The organism is Ralstonia pickettii (genome assembly GCF_030582395.1).
Lineage (GTDB): Bacteria > Pseudomonadota > Gammaproteobacteria > Burkholderiales > Burkholderiaceae > Ralstonia > Ralstonia pickettii_D.
Map to the genome: position 1 here is coordinate 275,307 of NZ_CP104383.1, position 18,219 is coordinate 293,525.

At 61.9% G+C, this 18,219-nt stretch carries 24 protein-coding genes; 5 read left to right on the plus strand and 19 right to left on the minus strand.

The features are described from left to right. Window positions 1-100: 100 nt before the first annotated feature. The 5 genes from N5B55_RS24950 to N5B55_RS24970 all read left to right on the plus strand — a co-directional run bounded on the left by N5B55_RS24950 (window position 101) and on the right by N5B55_RS24970 (window position 3,174). A complete protein-coding gene (locus N5B55_RS24950; RefSeq protein ID WP_012435711.1) occupies window positions 101-781 on the plus strand; it encodes a hypothetical protein in 681 nt (226 codons plus the stop codon). A gap of 10 nt (window positions 782-791) precedes the next feature. Beyond that, window positions 792-1,175, plus strand: a complete 384-nt coding sequence (locus tag N5B55_RS24955; RefSeq protein WP_012435710.1) for a bactofilin family protein — start codon at window positions 792-794, stop codon at window positions 1,173-1,175. Between the two features lie 159 nt (window positions 1,176-1,334). Further along, window positions 1,335-2,066: a hypothetical protein gene (locus N5B55_RS24960; protein WP_012435708.1), complete on the plus strand. Its 732-nt coding sequence runs from the start codon at window positions 1,335-1,337 to the stop codon at window positions 2,064-2,066. A 10-nt stretch (window positions 2,067-2,076) separates the two neighbouring features. Continuing rightward, window positions 2,077-2,766 (plus strand): hypothetical protein, encoded by a 690-nt coding sequence (locus N5B55_RS24965; protein WP_012435707.1) that lies wholly within the window; start codon window positions 2,077-2,079, stop codon window positions 2,764-2,766. Window positions 2,767-2,895: 129 nt separating this feature from the next. Continuing rightward, window positions 2,896-3,174 carry a hypothetical protein gene (locus N5B55_RS24970; RefSeq protein ID WP_231887671.1) on the plus strand — a complete coding sequence of 93 codons (279 nt, stop codon included), beginning with the start codon at window positions 2,896-2,898 and terminating at the stop codon, window positions 3,172-3,174. Window positions 3,175-3,348: 174 nt separating this feature from the next. On the opposite strand, the gene N5B55_RS24975 is transcribed toward N5B55_RS24970, so the two are convergent. The 19 genes from N5B55_RS24975 to N5B55_RS25065 all read right to left on the minus strand — a co-directional run bounded on the left by N5B55_RS24975 (window position 3,349) and on the right by N5B55_RS25065 (window position 18,050). Further along, on the minus strand, window positions 3,349-3,753 hold the full coding sequence (locus tag N5B55_RS24975) for a hypothetical protein (RefSeq protein WP_021197377.1): 405 nt from the start codon (window positions 3,751-3,753) through the stop codon (window positions 3,349-3,351). Between the two features lie 143 nt (window positions 3,754-3,896). Then, window positions 3,897-5,114, minus strand: coding sequence for a vWA domain-containing protein (locus tag N5B55_RS24980; RefSeq protein ID WP_012435703.1), 1,218 nt, complete (start codon window positions 5,112-5,114; stop codon window positions 3,897-3,899). 9 nt (window positions 5,115-5,123) lie between these two features. Next, window positions 5,124-6,047 (minus strand): hypothetical protein, encoded by a 924-nt coding sequence (locus N5B55_RS24985; RefSeq protein WP_012435702.1) that lies wholly within the window; start codon window positions 6,045-6,047, stop codon window positions 5,124-5,126. Between the two features lie 76 nt (window positions 6,048-6,123). Next, complete coding sequence (locus N5B55_RS24990) at window positions 6,124-7,188, minus strand: ATP-binding protein (RefSeq protein WP_012435701.1); 1,065 nt, start codon at window positions 7,186-7,188, stop codon at window positions 6,124-6,126. A 280-nt stretch (window positions 7,189-7,468) separates the two neighbouring features. Continuing rightward, complete coding sequence (locus tag N5B55_RS24995) at window positions 7,469-9,007, minus strand: hypothetical protein (RefSeq protein WP_012435700.1); 1,539 nt, start codon at window positions 9,005-9,007, stop codon at window positions 7,469-7,471. An 85-nt stretch (window positions 9,008-9,092) separates the two neighbouring features. After that, window positions 9,093-9,473 (minus strand): hypothetical protein, encoded by a 381-nt coding sequence (locus N5B55_RS25000; protein WP_012435699.1) that lies wholly within the window; start codon window positions 9,471-9,473, stop codon window positions 9,093-9,095. 122 nt (window positions 9,474-9,595) lie between these two features. Beyond that, window positions 9,596-10,027: a hypothetical protein gene (locus N5B55_RS25005; protein ID WP_021197375.1), complete on the minus strand. Its 432-nt coding sequence runs from the start codon at window positions 10,025-10,027 to the stop codon at window positions 9,596-9,598. A gap of 295 nt (window positions 10,028-10,322) precedes the next feature. After that, window positions 10,323-10,793, minus strand: coding sequence for a hypothetical protein (locus N5B55_RS25010; protein WP_012435696.1), 471 nt, complete (start codon window positions 10,791-10,793; stop codon window positions 10,323-10,325). 12 nt (window positions 10,794-10,805) lie between these two features. Further along, window positions 10,806-11,186: a hypothetical protein gene (locus N5B55_RS25015; protein ID WP_012435695.1), complete on the minus strand. Its 381-nt coding sequence runs from the start codon at window positions 11,184-11,186 to the stop codon at window positions 10,806-10,808. Window positions 11,187-11,367: 181 nt separating this feature from the next. After that, window positions 11,368-11,601: a hypothetical protein gene (locus N5B55_RS25020; RefSeq protein WP_012435694.1), complete on the minus strand. Its 234-nt coding sequence runs from the start codon at window positions 11,599-11,601 to the stop codon at window positions 11,368-11,370. Between the two features lie 10 nt (window positions 11,602-11,611). Beyond that, complete coding sequence (locus tag N5B55_RS25025; RefSeq protein WP_012435693.1) at window positions 11,612-11,848, minus strand: hypothetical protein; 237 nt, start codon at window positions 11,846-11,848, stop codon at window positions 11,612-11,614. Between the two features lie 70 nt (window positions 11,849-11,918). Then, complete coding sequence (locus N5B55_RS25030) at window positions 11,919-12,302, minus strand: glycine zipper 2TM domain-containing protein (RefSeq protein ID WP_012435692.1); 384 nt, start codon at window positions 12,300-12,302, stop codon at window positions 11,919-11,921. Between the two features lie 377 nt (window positions 12,303-12,679). Beyond that, a complete protein-coding gene (locus tag N5B55_RS25035; protein ID WP_012435691.1) occupies window positions 12,680-12,976 on the minus strand; it encodes a hypothetical protein in 297 nt (98 codons plus the stop codon). Window positions 12,977-12,991: 15 nt separating this feature from the next. Further along, window positions 12,992-13,156 carry a hypothetical protein gene (locus N5B55_RS25040; RefSeq protein WP_012435690.1) on the minus strand — a complete coding sequence of 55 codons (165 nt, stop codon included), beginning with the start codon at window positions 13,154-13,156 and terminating at the stop codon, window positions 12,992-12,994. A 252-nt stretch (window positions 13,157-13,408) separates the two neighbouring features. After that, window positions 13,409-13,834, minus strand: coding sequence for a hypothetical protein (locus N5B55_RS25045; protein ID WP_012435688.1), 426 nt, complete (start codon window positions 13,832-13,834; stop codon window positions 13,409-13,411). 319 nt (window positions 13,835-14,153) lie between these two features. Continuing rightward, window positions 14,154-14,537, minus strand: a complete 384-nt coding sequence (locus N5B55_RS25050; protein WP_012435687.1) for a hypothetical protein — start codon at window positions 14,535-14,537, stop codon at window positions 14,154-14,156. A gap of 138 nt (window positions 14,538-14,675) precedes the next feature. Beyond that, on the minus strand, window positions 14,676-14,951 hold the full coding sequence (locus N5B55_RS25055; protein WP_225694722.1) for a hypothetical protein: 276 nt from the start codon (window positions 14,949-14,951) through the stop codon (window positions 14,676-14,678). Window positions 14,952-15,071: 120 nt separating this feature from the next. Further along, window positions 15,072-17,147: an SPFH domain-containing protein gene (locus N5B55_RS25060; RefSeq protein WP_012435685.1), complete on the minus strand. Its 2,076-nt coding sequence runs from the start codon at window positions 17,145-17,147 to the stop codon at window positions 15,072-15,074. A gap of 372 nt (window positions 17,148-17,519) precedes the next feature. Continuing rightward, the gene (locus tag N5B55_RS25065; RefSeq protein ID WP_021197371.1) at window positions 17,520-18,050 is read right to left on the minus strand and encodes a hypothetical protein; all 531 of its coding nucleotides are present in this window, start codon (window positions 18,048-18,050) and stop codon (window positions 17,520-17,522) included. Between the last annotated feature and the right edge of the window lie 169 nt (window positions 18,051-18,219).

Below are 18,219 nucleotides of genomic sequence, written 5' to 3' on the forward strand. Positions count from 1 at the left end.
GTACGAAGGCCAGAGGGGATTGTCGTCCCGCGCGAAGGCATCGCGGACCGAATAAACGACCTCTCAGGCGCCCCCCTCACCCCAACCGCTGGAGAGAGCCATGGATATTCGCGAAATCTACCGATTGCACCAGCAGTACTCGCACTCCCCTGTCACGATCGACATGGGCACGGCGGAAGATCATGCGGCCGCACCGGCCCTTACCTACGCCGCCGGCGGCAAGCGCCGGTGGGACCAGCACAAGCCTGCCTTGAAGGTTACTGCGATCTGCTGCGCGTTCATCGTGCTGGCCACGATTGCTGGCCTGGGGCTTGGGGACCTGTACGCCAAGAAGGGCCGGGCGGGTTCGGCGGCAGCGGCCGGGCCCGAGCAAGTCACGCACGCAGTACAGACGCAAGCGCCGGCCGCCCCTGCCTCGGCGCCGGAACCTGCAGTCGCCGCAAACCAAGCCACGCCGGCAGCCATCGGAAGCTCGACGCCCTCAGCGCCGGTTGCAGCATCTGTCACGGCCGCGCCCACTGCACCGGTGGCTCAACCACAGCGAGCCGCCCTTTCCGCAGCCGAGGTGGCGCCCCGCGAGCGCGTTCCTGCGCCGGAGAAGGTCGAAACAGCCCCGGCTCAGCCCGCTGCTCGGCGTACCGAGCGCACCGCACCCGATCAAGCCCCTGTTACGCGGCCCGCGCCGGCACCCCAACCAACCGCCACGGCACCGCGCGCCGCTACACCACCGGCACGCACCACGGAAGCGAATCGTCCGTCCGGCGACGTGAAGATGTTCTGAGGAGCAAACCATGAAAGAGCAGATGGAAATCAGCATCATCAACGAGGGCATGGCGATTCACGGCAATGTCGACATGGACCATGGCGGCTCCATCCTGGGTCTCGTCAATGGCAACGTCGTCTCGTCAGGCGGCCTTCTCCACATCGGCCCGGCCGCCGTCATCAAGGGGTCGGTCACCGGGCAGTTCGTATTGATCCAGGGCGCAGTCGAAGGCGACGTCAATGCCCAGGTCTCTCTCAAGGTGGAAGGTGCGGTCAAAGGCGAGATCCGCTACGCCGGCACGATTCGGCTCGGCCCGCACGCCAACCTGGAGGGTCGCATCACGCGCATTCCGCGCCTTTCAGCGGCGGCGCCCGCGCCTCCTGTCGAAGATGCGCTCGAATCGAGTACCTGACGCTGGCCTCTCGCCACAGCATGGCGGCAATGCGAAATCGACACGACGCAAACACCATGAAAATCACCGACGGCGTGATGGATCGACACGAGATGCCGCGCTTCCAGCTCTTTGGCTGTCTGACCAGCCGCACCAACAAACCCAACTGACAGGTCGATCATGCACCTTGCATCCAGATACGCCGCCCTCATTCCGGTCGCCGCACTCTGCCTTGGCTTGGCCGCCTGCAGCGACAAGACAACCGATACAGCCAAGCAGATCAACCGGGAGATCGAGACAACCAAGACCATCTCCGACCCGGTTTCTGCTCTGGCCAAGCTCGATCCGCTGCAGGGTAGTGGTCGAGATGCCCTGACTGGTTGCGAAGTCGTCTGTGGCGATATTGTGCAAGCCATGGCCAACCTGGACGACGCACGCACGGCGCGGATCAAGCAAGCGATGGACCGGCTCACGCCGGCAAAGCTGGCGGAATACTTCGAGGGCGACTCGATGCTGCCCCTACGCGACGACATGGCGCCCCGCATTCTCGCGGCGGCCCAGGCTTCCACGGGTACCGCAGTCAATAGTCGGCTCCTGCGTGTTGCTGGCCAGATCGTGCGCGATGGAAAATACGTGATTCGTAGCTCCGACAAGGCGGCAGAGTTGTTCGCGCGCGCCTGGTTGGCGGGCGACCCGACCGCAGCGGCGAACAACGCGCAGCTCTACGATTCGTTGCATGACCTGAACAACGCCTACCTTTGGGCGTTACGCTGCCGAGCCGAGTGCCATCCTGATGACGGCTACCGCCCGGTCAACGCGGAATCGCTACGCAGCCGCCTATCCACGGCGGCGATCCGGCAGGCCGAACAGGCGGCACTCGACCCCACCGTGCTGTCTCTCGCTGGGCGCTAGGGGAACCACCATGCGCAAGATCTCGACCCTGACCGTTGCCCTCGTGCTTTTGAGCGCGGCACAGGTCGCAGACGCCGGCCGCGGTGGCGCTGGCGGTAGCTCGACAGCAAGTCGTAGTGCCGGAGGCATTTCGCGGTCTGCCGGCGCCAGCAAGCCCGGCACCTACCGACCAGCGACCAACAGCCTTGCGCAGACTAGCACGCCAGGCGCGCGGGCGCGCGGCACACGCCGCAGTCTGCTGGAAGGTGGCGCACAGCCCTCCGCTCATTTGGCGCAGGTTATCCGCGAGCGTGAAAGCAGCGGCCCGGGATGGCTTGGCACCGCGTTCCTGGTGGCGCTGCTCAGCCGCCACGATCTCTCCGACAGTGACCGCCACTGGCTGCAGGCCAAGATCGACGCGCTCGCCGACGACGAGGCTGATGACCAATCTGGTCTCGAACCCCCGCTCGTACCCACTGTCACGTTCCTGTATGCCGGCCTGCAGGGCAATTTCATGACCGGTCGCGGGTCTACGATCCGCGTGACTGCGCACGGGACGCCTGTGAATCCGATTCCGGTGAGTTGCACCATGCCCGAGGCACGCATCAGCACGGAAGGACCCGCTGCGGTGATCGTCTGGGAACCGCGCGCGCCAGCGGCCTATGTGCTCACATGCCAAGCGGGCGGGCAGCGCGATCGACGCCTGCTCAAGGCCGGGTAGCAACCTGGCGCCGGATGGACTCGTCCTACAAGACACACCGTACATCGCTCCGTGCATCGTTTTTTGCTCGGAAAACAGGGCCAGTCGGAATATCGTGTTGAACAAATCATTGGAGACGCCGTGGAACCCGTGAGCACCTTGATCGACTGGATTGATTGTCGTGAACGCAAGCCTTCCCCGCCTGAAACACCCTATAAGGAGTACCTGGTCTGGGTGGTGCAGTTGCTACCGAATGCCGCCGGCGGCATGTACTTGCTGCAATTCAGCCGTGAACGCAACGACTGGATGCCGCTACCGTATGGTCCTGCCGGTGCACCCATGGTCGTCACGCACTACAGTGAAGTTCTTGACGTATTGGGTTCCCCTGACCCCAAACCCTATGGCCCTCGAGGGCGTGAGTACCTTTGAGGCGGGCGCTGCCGCACTTGCTCTTCAGGATAGAAAAAGAAAAAGGGGGCACTTGGCCCCCTTGGTTTGCACCCCCACCATCGGGTGGGTTCTGACACACGCGTTTACCGCGTTCAGGATAAATCCACAGAAAGCCGCTTCGCGCATCAGCCCTTTCGCCATGCCTAGCGCAAATCAGGCCGCTGGTCCGGGCACCAGGATGAGCGTGTGCAACTCTTCAGCCGTGAACAGCCGGCTGATCGAGATCCAGGGCCGGCGCTCTGCGTCGCCATCACCATAGAAGGACACAAACGGTACGTGTCCATCCATGAGGCAGTGGAAGCGCCGCTTCGCGCTGCCGCCCTGCTCGATCTCGAAATCCGCGCCGTGCTGCAGTTCGAAGATCACTGATCCCTGTCGATACTGCACCGGCTGGCCATCGCGGCCACCGGCCGCGCCGATCAGTGCGGATTCGAACCAGTCGTCAAACCCGAGATCCGTACCACCCTCTTCTACAGCCTGTTTCCAGCGGCCAATCCACCCGAGGTCGGCCGCGCGAGGAAGAGACTCGATGTCGATCGGCTCTTCTTTGTCCATCATGATGTTGCTCCTCCGGGCACAGGACTAGATATGTCGAGTGCCACAAAAATTTTGATCGATTTCGGCACGCGGTCAAATTGGGCGGAACACCCACCAACCGATGCCGGAGCAAAGAAATGCCCCGGGATGGCCCGGGGCAATGGTCAGACGATGACCTCGATGCAATCGCCGAATGGCGGGGTATGGATTCTGCGCAACGGTGTGGTTGAGGCCCACAGCACCGGATACTCCGGCGGCACTTCGGGGAACGTGCCATACATGTCCGTCAGATAGGCGAGAAACGCCGGCCGAAAGCCCTGTTCCTCCACCCACTCGAACGGCGGTGCGAAGCAGGTACCGCCGCCGCCTTTCACAGGCGCCAGTTCAAGCGCATCACCGGGCTCGAACACCTGCACCTGCGTGACACGCGCGTCACAGTCGATGACGATCAGCCGCGATGGCTTCACTTCATCGAAAACGCGGTGGATCTCGGATGCGAACTGGCGTTGCGTTTCATCGAACACCGAGCCACTCGAATCGCGCACAAACACGGCGTCCCCCACCCGCCGGCTATGAAGCGCCGGCAAATAGAGACCAAGGTGCGTGAAGCGGCGGTTCGGTATCGACCAGCTGTAGTCGGCTTGGGCCGACTCGCTTGCAAAGCGCGCGAGGGCCGCACGCCAATCGACCGCCGGCGTAACCAGTTGGTCAACCACGGTCTGCAGATCCGCACCGAACTTGCCGCGCATCTTGGCCACCTGCGCAGCCTTCATCGCCGCGACTTTCCACTGCGTCTCCGTCGAGGCCTGGTCATTGCCGCGATCCTTGCGGATGTCGCCGGGCTCATACGTCGGGCTGCCGTCGGCGTTGCCACCTTCGGCAGCGCCCTGCCCTTGTGCCGCATCGGATGCGTTCGGGTCGCGCGATGGCAGCCCAGCGCCCGTACCGCGAGCGCCCTGGGCCTGAGGCTCTTGGGGAGCCTCAGGTGGCCGTTCCTGGCGGAGCACCGCATAAATCTCCTCTGCTGACTTGCCAGTGAAGCGTTCCTCCAGCAGTGCGCCTTTCGGGAGCTTCAAGTTGGCAGCGAGCACAACCGGATTGACCGCATAGTCACAGGCCGCGTTCCACAGCTTCTGATCGCGATTGCCACGCCGCCAGCAATGCCCGCTGGCGGGGTGCAGCACCTCATGAGCGAGACACCCACGCAGTTCAAGATCGTCCAAGGTGGCCACGAACTGCGCGTTGTAGCCAAGCGCCCGGCCGTCAACCCAGAACGTGTGGCACGTGGGGTCTTCGACAGGCTTCAGACGAAGCGCCAGCGCCCCGAAGAAAGGGTGGTTCAGCACCAGTTGACCACGCTGCTTGATGATCCGTTCGAGCATGGCCACACCTCACGAGGCAAGGAGGAAACTGAGCGCAGACGAATCGCCAAGTGCCGGTGCTGCCGGCGTGCTGAGCGCGCCGGTCATGTACACCGCCATCTGCGCCTCGATCTCCATCGCCTTCTCCGCCACCTTCTGGCGAAGATCGGCCGAATCCTTCAATTCGGCGCCCGTGTAGCAAGCCAGGTGATTGCGCGTCTCGTTCAGGATGTCCGTCAATGCCGGATCCTGTGTGAAGTTCAACGTCGGAAGCAGGTCACACAGTTCGCGCACCTTGTCGACAACGCCCAGCCGGACGTTGCGTCCCGCGTACAGACGGTTGGCGAAGTGCTGCACAGCGTCGTAGAGGCGGCCGACGATGTCTTCGTTGGCCGTCTTGACCGCGCTGAACACCCGCTCGTCCATATCCGCCTTGATGCCGTCCAGCACGTTGGCCGGCAAGTTGATGCCGAACTGGCTTGCGTCCGGAAACGGCAAGGGAGACAGGCGTATACCGAACTTGGTCGACAGCGCTTCGAGGGTCGGGTAGTCCGCCTCGGTATAGAGCCCGTTGAGAGCACCCTTGGCCTGCTCCTTCAACGCTGGGTATTCGGCGAGAAAGGCTGACGTGGCTTCACGGAACTCGTCTTGAAACTCGCGCAGCCGGTCAGCGACCTTTAGGTAAACAGCCGTGGGCAGCAAACGCACGCCAAGCTGGTCGTATTCGAGGGTGTGCGCATTGAAGAAGGCACGTGCTTGCGTGGCGATGCTGCACACGCTCTTGTAAGAAATGGCATCGTCGGTCAGGAGCTTCTTGTTGAAGCGCCCGATGTCTTTGGTGGCGTGGTTCTTTTCCACCTCTTCCGTGGCGCGGGTATCGAAGCGACGTGCGCGCCAAACGGAGATGCCAAGGGATGCGAGCATGACACGCTCGTGAACGTTGAGGATGTTCATGGAAATAGCCTCTTGAAATGAAAAGCGGCGAGCCAAAGCTCGCCGCATGGGATGTACTGCTTGAAAGGGAACCGGTTTACCGGCCGTCCATCGCGGCACCGATCCAGCCGGATTGCGCTGCAATGAAAGCCGGCACGGAAACGATAGACTCGTCACGGCGGATCGCGTCGCTGATCATCATCGTTGCGCAGTCACCGTCACCGCCCGCTTGCATGCGGTCGGCGTAGACGAGGACGCGATCGATGTTCGCGACCGTGGTTTGACTCGCAACTGCCGTCGCAATCCCGATGCGCGCCGAGGGCTCCTCCGGGATGGAGGCAGTGTCCGGCGCAAACAGAACGCTTGCCACAGAGGGGAGACTGCGAAAGGTCTCGCGAAACGCCTGGAACTCGGTCGCGGCACCAGCGCCGACAGCACCGGTGAACACGATTGCTTCCAAGCCAGCTGGCACCACGGGCATCTGCTTCCCAACCGCGCCCCAGCCTCGCGGCGACGGCAGGTTCTCGATATCACGCGTGCGCTCCTTCGCCACCAGCAGATCCGGCTTGAAGCGCAGGAACGCGATCAGTTCAGCGGGAAGCTGCGACTTCACAGCCCATGCCGCCCAGGCATCAACGTTTGGCACAAGCTCGACGATGGTCGCAAACCGCGACTTCACCGGATCGAGAATGCCAGACACGCCGGCGTTGTCGGTCCGGCGATTCGTCGCCGCCAAGAACGTCACATGCTCGGGAAGCTTGTGCTCGCCGATGCGGCGCGCGAGCAGCAGTTGCATCTTGGCGGCTTGAACCGCCTGAGACGCTTGACCGAGGTCGTCGAAGAACCAGACCAACGGCTCTTTCGCGTGTAACACCCTCTCCAGATCCCCGAACGGCAGGAACCTGGCGGATTGGCCATCCGCGCCGGGGAACGGCAGGCCCTTGGAGTCTGTCGGGTCCTCGACCACCGGATGCGAGATCAGCAGGTCGTAGCCGGCGCGCTCTGCAGCCGCGGCTGCGATGTCGGATTTCCCGACACCTGGCGCGCCAGTCACGAGCACGGGCAGGTGTGCCGGAATGTAGGCAGCCAACAGGGTCTCCAGTTGCGACGGGGAAACCTGATTGGTGAGGGGCGTAACTTGATCGGTAAGGGTATTGTCCATGGGGTATCACTTGACGAAAACCCACGGAATCCACGCCCACAGGGAGTAGACCCCTGTGGGATGGTTGAAGAAACGGCCGATGCTGCCGGCGTTGGATCGATGCGTCGGAGACGCGAGGAAAAACAGTGTTTGGGTTGGCTCAGGCCAGTCCGAACAGCGCTTTTCAGCAAGGAGAGGTTAGCAGGTTGCGCGGCGCGGCGCCACACGCGCAAGGGGGTAGAAACGGCCGCCCTGCCCCCGTGATGGAGGGGCAGGGACTGGCGCGTGAAAGAGATTGGCGTCAGGCGTACGCCGGCACACGCTCTGCCGGTGTACTCAAGCAAGCGCGTGCATAGTCCAGGGTGCCGTCCTTCACCTTCAGTGGCCTGCCCAGGTCGCGCTTCGGATCGACGAAGAGGTAGCTGACAGCATTGCCGCGCCGCGAAGGAACAATCTGCGAGAAGCCTTCCGCGATGCACAGGTCGACGTACTGCTTGCCGGTCATGACCTGCCCACCGCCGACGGAATAGCGTACCGACTCAGCAGTCTTCTTTGCCTGCTCCATGGCCTCAATGCGGCGCTTCTCCGCCTTGGCCTCGGCCGCATGCTGCTCCCACACGTCCTGCTCCTGCTGGGCGAACCCGCACATGCTGAAGATGGCGCGCCGGCGCGCTGCTCCCGTTACCGTCAGCAGGTTGACCCCGATGACTTCACGAATGGCGCGCTTGCTCGATTTGTTGTTGGGCTGGTCCAGAATCTCGAGCAGCCCAGCGACATTACGCTCCAACAACAGCGAGGCAATCATGTTGCCGTAGTGGTAGTTTCTGCAATTGCGTTGGCGCTCGGCCATCATCATCTGCAGCTCGAAACGGCGCTTCGAAAGGTTACCGTCCTCCCGCTCCTGCCGAAGCCGCGCCACCGTCTTCTCATACACGCTCTCGTTGACGCACTCCGTCACGCGCTTGGCCAACGGCGAAAGCGGCTCTGCGTCAGGCCCCTCTGCGAGCTGAAGTGTCGGCGCCGTGAGTGGGCCGAGGATCTTCGCGTCGTAGAACGCGTCGTCGATGTCGATATAGGAGCTACCGACCGGCAAGGCCCGAACGATGGCGAGCAGCTTCGACACGTTTTGCTCGGTCATCGCCATCTTCTCGCGTCTGAGCACATCACACAGGTCCCGCAGCGTCTCCGCCGGCAGCGCGCCGCGTAGCACTGGGAACTCAATGAGAGCGTTCAGCCATTCCAAGCCGTGAGGGATCGCCGTGCTCGTGTGACGGTAGAAGTTGAGGATGCAATCCTTGACGCGCTCGCCACGTTGTAGCGCGTAGGCGACGTGCCATTCATGCCCCTTGCACGCCCCTCCGCCCGGATAGGCGTGTGGCCCGCCTGTTCCGAAGCCAAACCGGCGAAGTAGCTCGTCCGTGATGAAGCGCTGCGGACTCTCGACTTGGAACTCCGAGAAAAGCGAGCCCTCCTTCAGGCGTTCAGGATCGATCAGGTATTCGCTCTCGTAGGCCAGCGCGCTTGCGGCAAGGACAGCTTCCCAGGATTCAAAGCTGACCTCGTAGGGCCGCAGCAGCTTGCCGTCCGGTTTCAGGATGATCCGCTCGACTTCGGTGATCACGTGCAAGAGGATCTCGTGCACCGTGCCGTCGGGACGCAGCCCGATTCGGCCGCGTGGCAGACCAACGACGGGGATTGGACCATTTTCGACGGTATGTACAGTGAACGAGTCCGCGGTGAATTTGCGCGGAATCGATTTGTCGGCGTTCAGGAGGGCCAAGACGCCGGCCATCGTTGTGCGGGTCTCGGTCTTCGTATGGTTGATGGTGATGATGTACATGAACGTTGCTCCAATAAGGACTGGGGCAACGCGCCCCACCGGGGCGATTGCCCCTGGTGGGATGGAAGGAATTGAAGGCCGCGCGTCAGTGCGACTTGCGGCGCCTCTTTGTCGCGGCAGCAGCGTCGACACGCATCGCGACGACTTGGCCGATCAGTTGCTCGTCGGCAATGCGCCAGATGGGGAACGTCGCATAGCCGCTGCGAATGACGCGCCCGGTATCAGCAAACGCGCCCGTGTGCAGCAGTGCTTGGCACATATCCTGCGGCACCAGCCCCGAAGAAAATGCAAACTCGTCGTCTGCGAGCGGAGCGTGCCGGATGTTGGTGGACAACGAGGCATAGCGCAGACCGTCGTCCGCCGCGTGCAGATGAACTGCGACGTGCATATCCGTGTAGAGCTGCACGGCGATCGTCACGCCCGCTGGGAATGATGCCAAGCCGGCACCGACGACTTGATGGCCCATGGAGAACTCCTTGTTGTACGCGGAGTGCCCCATCGGGGACGCACCCCGCGTGGGTTGTTGGATGAAATGGTGATGCGGCGGCGTCAATGACTGACGACCATCCTGCGACTTGAGGTGGAGATTTAATCGTCAGCCTGGTGCCAATTGCTCTCGCGCTCCTTTGCGACTGCAACAGCCTCTTCAAGCGTCGGCACGGCTTCACCGTAATGCACGTCGCAATCTCCGCCTTGGTACGAGACTTCCAGCCCCGGGAGGTAGCCTGCTGGCGACTGCGCAACGCTCGCGCGTGTTTCGCGCAGACCGTCAAAGTCCATTCGCCACCTGCCAAACCAAACGGTCGGTGGGTGACGCTCGGCGTATTCGTCATCTTCCTTTCCCTGCCGGCGGCCATCGCGAAAGTGCATCTCAAGCGAGCCGCCATCGGCTACAAAGACCGGAATGCGGTCGCTATCGATGGCCTGCATTCCTGCAAGTTCTGCCGCCCATTCGGCACGCTCCTGCAGCTCCCGGCTGCCGATCGGGTCAACCGACGACAAGACGCGCGAGAGCGACATGAGAACGCTTGCCCCGAGGGGGTCAAGCTTACAGTTGTATGCCAACGCCTGGCATTCGGGTGAACGGATTGAAATCATGGTTGAGCCTCCTTAAGAGGGCTTTTGCCGCTTCGGCCAAAGCCGAAACGGCAAAAAAAACGCACCCACGAATGGGTGCGTCATTTGGTGTGGCTGGCTGGGCCAGCGTCGAGCAATCGCTAGTCGTTGTTGAGCTGACGACCACGTCGGTCGGCCCACAGCAGATATGCCGCGATCAATGTCGTGACGACAGCGGCGAACATTCCGAGCGTCATGGTCAGTCTCCTTTGGACAAAACAGCGCCTACTACAAATAGTACAACAGTGACGGCGATCAACGTAGCGACATCGGACACGGCACCCAGCGTCCAAGCGCGACTGCCACTGAAATAGCTGGCAGCACCGATCAGCGCCGCGGCCGACAGCGTATGAGCGAAACGACCGTACTGCTGGCGCTGATCGCGCGTTGGCGCGAGAAGTGCGCTTCGCACCACGCTCCACAACGACTTGCGCGCCCGGCCCTTGCGGTTCAAGCGAAACGTCGCCGCTTCGACGTGCACGAGCGGCATTTCGTAGCCATCCTCGGCAGCAACGAGGACGTACGCCTCGCCTGCGGCCTTGGCCGACTCGATCTGCTGCACCAACCGGTTGGGCAACACGACAACATCGGTGTCAGCCTGGATGGCTGCCCTTCCAGATGTCTCGTCCCCGCTGGTCGAGCGCAGAATGACCTTGATGAGTTTGGACATGGCGGCCTCGCTTTAGCCACGGCGGCCGGCAACGAATCGCAGGTTGGCCAGAAGCTGGCTGTAACCTTCCGGCGATGCCAGCGACTCCAGGCAGACGGCGTTGTTGCGGCCGCCGCCAAGATCGTGACGGCCGGCGCAGGTGCGATAGCGGACCAACACCTTCGGGTCCGCCGGCGCGTGCGAGATTTCGAAGTACAGCGCGTCGGTGTGCAGCGCGAAGACGTCGACCAGGCGGCGACGCTGGCGACGCGTGCGGATCGAATATTCCCGTTGACGCAGCGCCAGGTCATTGGCGACGCGACGCAGAACGCGTGAAGCATCACGTTGCAGGATTGCGCCGGCGGCCGTGTTCGACGGGCAGCGGCTTCGGGTAAAGGATTGAGGAATCTTCATCGTTGGTGTCCTATGAAAGAGTGCGGTACACCAACCCCAGCGGGACGGTGTCCCGCGATGGGTATGGTCTGGGCATGCCAGACAAAGCTCGATGCGTCGGTGACGCGATCAAAAGCGCTTGCCCAACTGTTGGCAGTTGGGCAAGCCCTCTCGGGCTTGCTATGGGATGGAGCGCCGCGGACTAGCGCTGGAGCTGCGGCAGCGGAACACGCGCGGTGACGCGCAACAGCCCCTTGCGTTCGGGCAGAGGTTTCTCCGGGTGTGCGTCATCGAAGAACACCACCACTCGGTGATCCTGATCGACATACCCGAAGCGAAAGCCCGGGACGCAGCTGGAACCCGAGAGAGCGTCGCTCGCCTCGCCGGGATTTGGGTACTTCGAGGAAGTGCAGCGGATGAGATTTTGTTCGCTCATGATGGGTCGGCTAGACGGGCAGTACTGCCGCCTCGCGTTGCAAGAATTGTTGGCCCGCCTCCCGGATCAACTCCGTCGTGATGCCCTGCATGTAGCTGGGAATCAGGAACGGAACGATCGAGGGATGCGAACTGAATTCGAAGAAGAAGACGGTGGAACAGCGGCCACGCGTCAGGTGGCTGAAGACTTCCAGCGTCCGGTGATCCCGACGATAGACAGCCAGATCGTCTGTGGTTGGGGTGGCCATTGAGTGGAGGGGGAGCAGCGTTGGCAGCGCCAACAGGGCGGTGACCGCCTTGCGGCGGCCACCAAGAGGATCAGCGGGTCAGGCGAAAGCCCGCCGCGCTGGAGATCATGTACAGACGCTCCCGAGCCACAAACTGCTGCGTGGCATCCTGGGTAACGACCAACGTTCGCCCAGCATCCGTGCGAACGATGACTTCTACGCCCGGGCGCTTGTTCAGCACCTGGGAGACTTGCTGCGTGATCACACCGCCCACGGCGCCGGAGACTGCGCCGGCGACATAGCGGCCATTGCCGTTACCGATGGAACGGCCACCGAGGAATGCGCTGATGCCTGCCCCGATGAGACCGGGCATGCCGCTTGATGCGGACATGTAGCCATCGTCACCAGTGATCGTGACATTGCGAACGCGAACAACAGTGACCTGCTCGGCATCACCGCGGCGCATGACTTCCATGCCGCGGTAGACGTCGGGCGAGCTCTATTGAAGAGCGCATCCAGATGCTAGAACGCAGAAGGCGACGAGAGCAGCGGAGAAAAAGGACTTGAACATGATGGGCCTCGAAAAAAACGGGCCCATCACACCTACGGGCGTGAGGGCCCGTAAGGGGGGGAGAAGAGATACCAGCCAAAGACTGGTGTGAATCGATGCGCCTAAGACGCGGAAAGCAAGGGCATCGTAGCAGCTTGCTTTGGCGCCGGAAAGGGGCCGTCGACACGCATTTTGAAAAACTCGCAGCATCCCCGAAAAGGCACCGGCCGGCTACCCCCTTTCGGGTCCGACTGTTGCCTTCACAGCGGCAACGATCAGATCAGGCGTCCGAGGCTTTCCCTCTATCGCTCTTGATTCGGGTCCTGTCGAAGCCCTTTCAACGGCTCCATGCCGAAGGCATGGAGAAGCGATCCGTCCACGGCCAAAGCGAGTGGAGTGAGTCCGTACAGCACTGCGACACACGCGATGGCTGCGCACGCGGTCTCGACGTACCTGCCATCATCCAGCAGCGGCAGGATGGTCCGCATCCCGATAATCGCGAAGCCACCAGCCCCGCATATCGCGGCGCCGAGTGCGATCAGCTTGCAGAACAAGCGCACGAACCACTCGCCGAGCTGCATTTCAACGTGCTCACGCATTATCCGTTCTTCCGATCAACCTTCCGCCTTACCGTCTGCCACCATCCAGGCCATGGCAACCAGCAAAGCGATCAGCGTTGAAACCCACCAGTACGAACTAAACGAATAGCGATCAACCTGCATCCACAAAAGACTACCAACCGCATCAACTAACCCCGGCAGCGCATATTTTGCATTCATCGTCGTTGTCCTATTTCGTCAGCCCGCGCGGTGCCGGCGTCTTTCCTTCGCACTTATCACTGGTCCTGTAGGCCGCCACCTTGCGAATGTGCTTGCTCCCGCTGGGGCGATGCCCGGTCTGGTGAGGCAACGGCTCTGTCGGGAAAGGAAGCACTTCGCGGCAATGCTTGCAGCTATAGCCGTTGCCGTGTTCACACAGCGGCGAGAGTGGTTCGTCCCAGTGTGGCGGCCGGCGACTCGGCATGTTTCTTTCTACCGCCCAATGAGAAGGTCACGCAGATGCTGTTCCTGCTCTTGCCGGTCGAGCACGGACTGCGGAAAGTTCTCTTTCAGCCCCAGCCAGATCCGGCCAAGGTCGTCTGCGTAGGAATGGAGTCCTTCGGAACGAACCTGTTCAATGAACATCATCAGGTCCATCATCGACTTTCCAACCTTGGGGCCCTGCGCGACCAGCACCTTGCCTGCCTTCATCGCCTGCACCGCAGACGCCCAGTCCGCACACCCTGCCCGGCGCGCAAATGCATCGCACGGATGCACGATCTTGGCGCCTGGCCCGAACATCGCTTCAACCAAGTCGGTCGGCTTCGACAAATCCACTTTGAACGGTGCTGCGACAGGCTGGCTGGCCAGGTGCCCCAGCAGGTGCTGCGGATCGGTACTGTTGTTCGCAATTGACATGGTCTGTTTCCTTCTACCGGCGCAGCCGGCGTTTTTCCTATCCCGGTATGACGAACGATGCGACTGCCGCCGCAATGCACAGGGCGATCACGCCGAATGAAACCGATCGATTGAATGGTGCAATCACCCCCAGGCTGAAAGCCGACATGAAGAGCACTCCGATGAGTGCCAATCCGATTTGGCCAAGTAGTGTTGTTGGCATAGCCTGCGCCCTTGTTTTATTCACCCTTTCCTTCTACCTGCGTAGCCGACGCGCGAAGCGCACACACGCCGAAAGAAGTTCCTAGCCGGTCTACGTAGTCGCAAACTGTTGGCAGTGTTAGTTTGATTCGCCTTTCACAAGGCGCAGAAGGCGCGCTCGCTCGGTTTCGCGCGGCCCAATAGCAGCGGGCACGCCATATCCAACCGGCGCGGCCTTGGCCCACATGCCCATCAGCCGCTCCCGATCAGCGAGCATGATCGCCCCACGCTCTTTCACCGCATCACGAACGGCTGCGCGGTACACGGGTGAGCCCGCCGTATAGCCGTCCGCCAGGATGCGGTACGTCACGGCATCAACTTCGCGGCGTTGCTCTGCGGGATTCGAGATGACGCCAAATAGCACCAGCACCGCATTCAGTGCGATCGCCACGGCGGCGCATTGCACCATGAGGGCGAGAATCCGCCACCTGAGTGGCTTTTTGGGCTTGGGTTCGGGGTTCATTGTGTGCACCAGACATTCCGAATGGTCGTTCGTACGCTCTCACAACGCAGACGCGCGACTTCGCACGGCAAAGGCCGTGGGCGCACTGGTGGCACGCCCACGACCTCAACTCGACACGGCGCCGCCATCACCGGGAGCTTAAGCACGGCGAGGCTCATCTGCTCGCTTGCGAGGACCGCGCCAGACCTGGAAGACACCCACCGCCCCCAAGCCTGTGGCCACGACAAGAGCCGCAAACATCGACCGCTGCAGCACGCGAATGGTGCTCTCGGCACCGGCGATCGCTCGATAGACCTCCTCCGCGATCGGGCCCGGCGTGCTGGCAAGCAGCGTATTGAAGAGCACCAGCTCCAGTTCGTGCGTGGCCGAAACCAGTTGATCCGCCAACACGAGCGCAACGCTTGGAGCTGACATCAGGGCCGTCAGTAACAGTCGGCCCAATCCCCGCTTCGCGCGCTGACGCAGAAAAGGCGCCCCGGCACCACGCCAATGCTCCGTCCCGATGTTATGTCTCCCCGCGTTCATCGCGCTGGCTTAGGGGGCCGGGAGGGCTTCGGGCTTGACCGCTGACTCGCCATTCAAGGGCAGACCACTTCCCTTGTGCATGCCATCGCGAATCAGATTGGCCAGCAGCACTTCCACGAGAGTACCGCCACCACTACCGCTGCCGCCGGTTGCAACGACATCCGGCACCAGCTTCATCCCGGAGCCGGCAAGCGCCTCCGCGACCTGGACGACGGCGTAGTTGCCGCTCTCCATCGAGTCGATCTTCTGCTTGATGACGCTGGCCTCCGCGGTACCGATGGCCTCGACCTTCGCGGCCTCCGCTTCACCCACCAGCCTGACCACCTTGGCGTCCGCTTCCGCGTTGATCGTCTTAGCTTGCGCTTCACCCTCGGCCTGCTTCACCGCCGCCCGAGCGTTGAACTCCGAGATGGACACCTGACGCTCTGCGTCGACCACCTTCGCCTGGGTATTGGCCAGGGCCGTCGCTTGCTCCAGCTCCTGACGGACGGCTTGGGCTTGCTTCTGGGTTTCGAACGTGACTCTCTCCTGCTCGGCCTGCTTCCGGTCGGTCAGGGTCTGCATCAGCTGCTCGGGTGGCACGATGTCGCCGATCAGCGTGTCAACCGCGCCGACGTTGTACTCAGCCAGCGCGTCACCGATGGCCTTTCGGGCGTCGTCCTGACGCTTCGACCGCTCACGCAGGAAGTCGATGATGTCGGAGGCCTGGGCGCTGTTACGGAAGTAGTTGCCAATGGTCGGTTCAAGGACCTGCGTCACCAGCGCGGACATATCACCGAATCGGGCAATGACCTTCGGAGCATCGTTGCGCGGAATGTGGATGATCTGGCTGACATCGAGGTTGAACTTGAAGCCATCTGCCGAGCGTACCGTGATGGTCGACAGATTGGCGTCGAGCTTGTGGGCCTCCGATTTCCCTGCCGCCCAGTTCAGCACGACGTTTGCGGTCGGCACATTGCGGATCTTGTGGGTGTAGGGATTGATCGGATACTTGCCCGGATCGAGCGGCTCGGCCCATACTCCCTTCTCACCACGCGAGACGAGGTTGGCATGCTTGAAGGAATCGCCGGAAACGTCCCGTCCCTCGTTGCCGACATAGGCGATCACCACGCCGACGTGGGCAATCGGTACCTCGGTCATATCGACGACGTCAACGGTGGCGAAGCGCGGGTTGATGAAGTAGCGGCCGGCGAGGAGCACCTGTTCCTGCAAACCCTTGCAGCCCCCGTTCTGGATGAACGCCTGCGGATTCTGGAACATGTTGTGGTCAGGCACTTCCGGGCCAGCGATTTCGCCCCGCCCCAAGGGCTTGCCTTCGCGCGTAGTCACGATGCCGACTTTGTTGTCGGGAATGTCCACCACTTCGGCCACATTGACATCGAAGAGTACCGGGTTGATGCGATAGGAACCCGGGGCGATGATGCCACTCTGCGGCCCACGCTCACCACCGTTTTCCAGGAACGAAGCGCCATCCTGGTAGGAGTCACACACTACCTGCTTGGCGATTACGCGGCCCGCCGGCAACGGTGAGCCGTCACGGGCTTCCACGACGCCGATCTGGCTGGGCGGGATCGTGATGGTATCCGCGAGCGTGACCTTGAACAGCAGGGGATTGACCCGATACGTGCCCGGCGGAATTACATCGATCTGCGGGCCACGTTGGCCATCTCCCTCGAGGAACTGCCGCGCGTCCTGAAACATGTCGCAGTTGATGCGTTTCGCAAGAATGCGGCCGCTCGGCAGAGGATGGCCGTCACAGGCTTCGACGACCCCAACCTTCCCCACCGGGATCGTCACGAACTTCTTCAGCTCAACTGCGTACTGCCACGGCCAGAGCGCCCAATGGAGGCCCGGGGCGAGCGTGTCCGCCTGGTAACCAGCTTCGCCGGTCAGCGCCAAGATGCGCCCGTCGGGGAGACTGCGGTTTGAGCCGAAGAGAACGAATTTCTTCGTCACGACGCCAATGCTGTCATCGGGGACGATGATGACGCCAAACAGCCAGAGCACTTGGCGGTAGGCTGCTGCGATACTGATCACTGCGATTGCACCCACAATCTGCCAAATATGACCGAGGAGGTAATCCATAGAGAAATCCAGGTTCTTGTGTGTTCTGCACTGCCAGGAACATGTTCCTGGTCAGGAGTTGCAAACCCTTTGGGGGCAACGGCGTTGTGCGCGCAAACCTTGGCACCGCCGCAACACGATTATGTCTGTCGCGCAGAACAGAATGATCGACAAGAGCCCTGTTTTTTCTGCCGCCTTTCTTCGGATTCAATGGCTGGCATCGGGTATGGGCTTGGCCGGCCCACTATCCGAACACTGGCACTGCGAGCACTTCACCGAGGACGCGTCCGGCAGTAGCTGCTCCCCCCAGGCGGCAGGAAGAAGCTCGGTGCGTTCTCGCTCTTCGCCTCTTCGATCATCTCGCGTCCCCGCTTGCTCAAGATTTCGAACGTGTCAGGAGTAGCGCCCGAGACTGTCATCTGTCGAGATAGCCAGCGCTTCGAGCCCCATGGCAGCTGCAGCAGCATCCGAGGCTCTCTGATCCGGAGCGTCATCGCCCCAGTTCCCGGACGTCCCAGCGCCCGAGAATTGTCCATGTGAATCAGTCGGCATGCCATGATGATACGAGTTGAGCGCACTGAGTAGCAGCGTTCTCAGGCTGGTCGGAACATCTGTCGCCATGTACAGCCAGAGATCAAAATCATCGCTGTCGCTGGACAGCTTGTCGCTTCCGACGAACTGCTGTCTGGAAGGCATTGAACTGGTCTGCTGACGACGAGAATTCAATGCTGTCCTCTCGCGAGCAACATCGGCAATCTTCCTGATCTGTGCCTCTGCCTGGGCGGGCAACGGCACCTTCTTGGCTTTCACCTGCCCAAGCAGGGCGAGCAGATCCGCGCTCTGCTCGGCGGAAGCCGTGGACTGGGCAATGTGCGCATCCAGCTCCGCGTTGGTGCGCTCTATCTCGGCGTCAATGCGAGGCAACCCATGCCCGCACCGGGAATGAGTTCCCGGTGGGATGAAAGCCAAGATGCCCCGAAGAACGTGGCAAGGCCTGTTGGTAGCACCGTGTGGCGCGGAATCGATGCGCGAGAAGCGCGAGATAAGAAGGCAGGATATTCGATGCAAAGGAACACGCACCAGAGGCACGTTC

Excerpts from the sequence above, each read along its gene's own strand:
- N5B55_RS24975 (WP_021197377.1), bottom strand. The coding sequence starts at position 3,753 with ATGATGGACAAAGAAGAGCCGATCGACATCGAGTCTCTTCCTCGCGCG.
- N5B55_RS25055 (WP_225694722.1), bottom strand. The coding sequence starts at position 14,951 with ATGTCAGCTCCAAGCGTTGCGCTCGTGTTGGCGGATCAACTGGTTTCG.
- N5B55_RS25030 (WP_012435692.1), bottom strand. The coding sequence starts at position 12,302 with ATGGAAGTCATGCGCCGCGGTGATGCCGAGCAGGTCACTGTTGTTCGC.
- N5B55_RS24960 (WP_012435708.1), top strand. The coding sequence starts at position 1,335 with ATGCACCTTGCATCCAGATACGCCGCCCTCATTCCGGTCGCCGCACTC.
- N5B55_RS25050 (WP_012435687.1), bottom strand. The coding sequence starts at position 14,537 with ATGAACCCCGAACCCAAGCCCAAAAAGCCACTCAGGTGGCGGATTCTC.
- N5B55_RS25060 (WP_012435685.1), bottom strand. The coding sequence starts at position 17,147 with ATGGATTACCTCCTCGGTCATATTTGGCAGATTGTGGGTGCAATCGCA.
- N5B55_RS25010 (WP_012435696.1), bottom strand. The coding sequence starts at position 10,793 with ATGTCCAAACTCATCAAGGTCATTCTGCGCTCGACCAGCGGGGACGAG.
- N5B55_RS24990 (WP_012435701.1), bottom strand. The coding sequence starts at position 7,188 with ATGGACAATACCCTTACCGATCAAGTTACGCCCCTCACCAATCAGGTT.
- N5B55_RS25000 (WP_012435699.1), bottom strand. The coding sequence starts at position 9,473 with ATGGGCCATCAAGTCGTCGGTGCCGGCTTGGCATCATTCCCAGCGGGC.
- N5B55_RS25025 (WP_012435693.1), bottom strand. The coding sequence starts at position 11,848 with ATGGCCACCCCAACCACAGACGATCTGGCTGTCTATCGTCGGGATCAC.
- N5B55_RS25045 (WP_012435688.1), bottom strand. The coding sequence starts at position 13,834 with ATGTCAATTGCGAACAACAGTACCGATCCGCAGCACCTGCTGGGGCAC.
- N5B55_RS25020 (WP_012435694.1), bottom strand. The coding sequence starts at position 11,601 with ATGAGCGAACAAAATCTCATCCGCTGCACTTCCTCGAAGTACCCAAAT.
- N5B55_RS25015 (WP_012435695.1), bottom strand. The coding sequence starts at position 11,186 with ATGAAGATTCCTCAATCCTTTACCCGAAGCCGCTGCCCGTCGAACACG.
- N5B55_RS25035 (WP_012435691.1), bottom strand. The coding sequence starts at position 12,976 with ATGCGTGAGCACGTTGAAATGCAGCTCGGCGAGTGGTTCGTGCGCTTG.
- N5B55_RS24995 (WP_012435700.1), bottom strand. The coding sequence starts at position 9,007 with ATGTACATCATCACCATCAACCATACGAAGACCGAGACCCGCACAACG.
- N5B55_RS24980 (WP_012435703.1), bottom strand. The coding sequence starts at position 5,114 with ATGCTCGAACGGATCATCAAGCAGCGTGGTCAACTGGTGCTGAACCAC.
- N5B55_RS24950 (WP_012435711.1), top strand. The coding sequence starts at position 101 with ATGGATATTCGCGAAATCTACCGATTGCACCAGCAGTACTCGCACTCC.
- N5B55_RS24965 (WP_012435707.1), top strand. The coding sequence starts at position 2,077 with ATGCGCAAGATCTCGACCCTGACCGTTGCCCTCGTGCTTTTGAGCGCG.
- N5B55_RS24955 (WP_012435710.1), top strand. The coding sequence starts at position 792 with ATGAAAGAGCAGATGGAAATCAGCATCATCAACGAGGGCATGGCGATT.
- N5B55_RS25005 (WP_021197375.1), bottom strand. The coding sequence starts at position 10,027 with ATGTCGCTCTCGCGCGTCTTGTCGTCGGTTGACCCGATCGGCAGCCGG.
- N5B55_RS25040 (WP_012435690.1), bottom strand. The coding sequence starts at position 13,156 with ATGAATGCAAAATATGCGCTGCCGGGGTTAGTTGATGCGGTTGGTAGT.
- N5B55_RS24985 (WP_012435702.1), bottom strand. The coding sequence starts at position 6,047 with ATGAACATCCTCAACGTTCACGAGCGTGTCATGCTCGCATCCCTTGGC.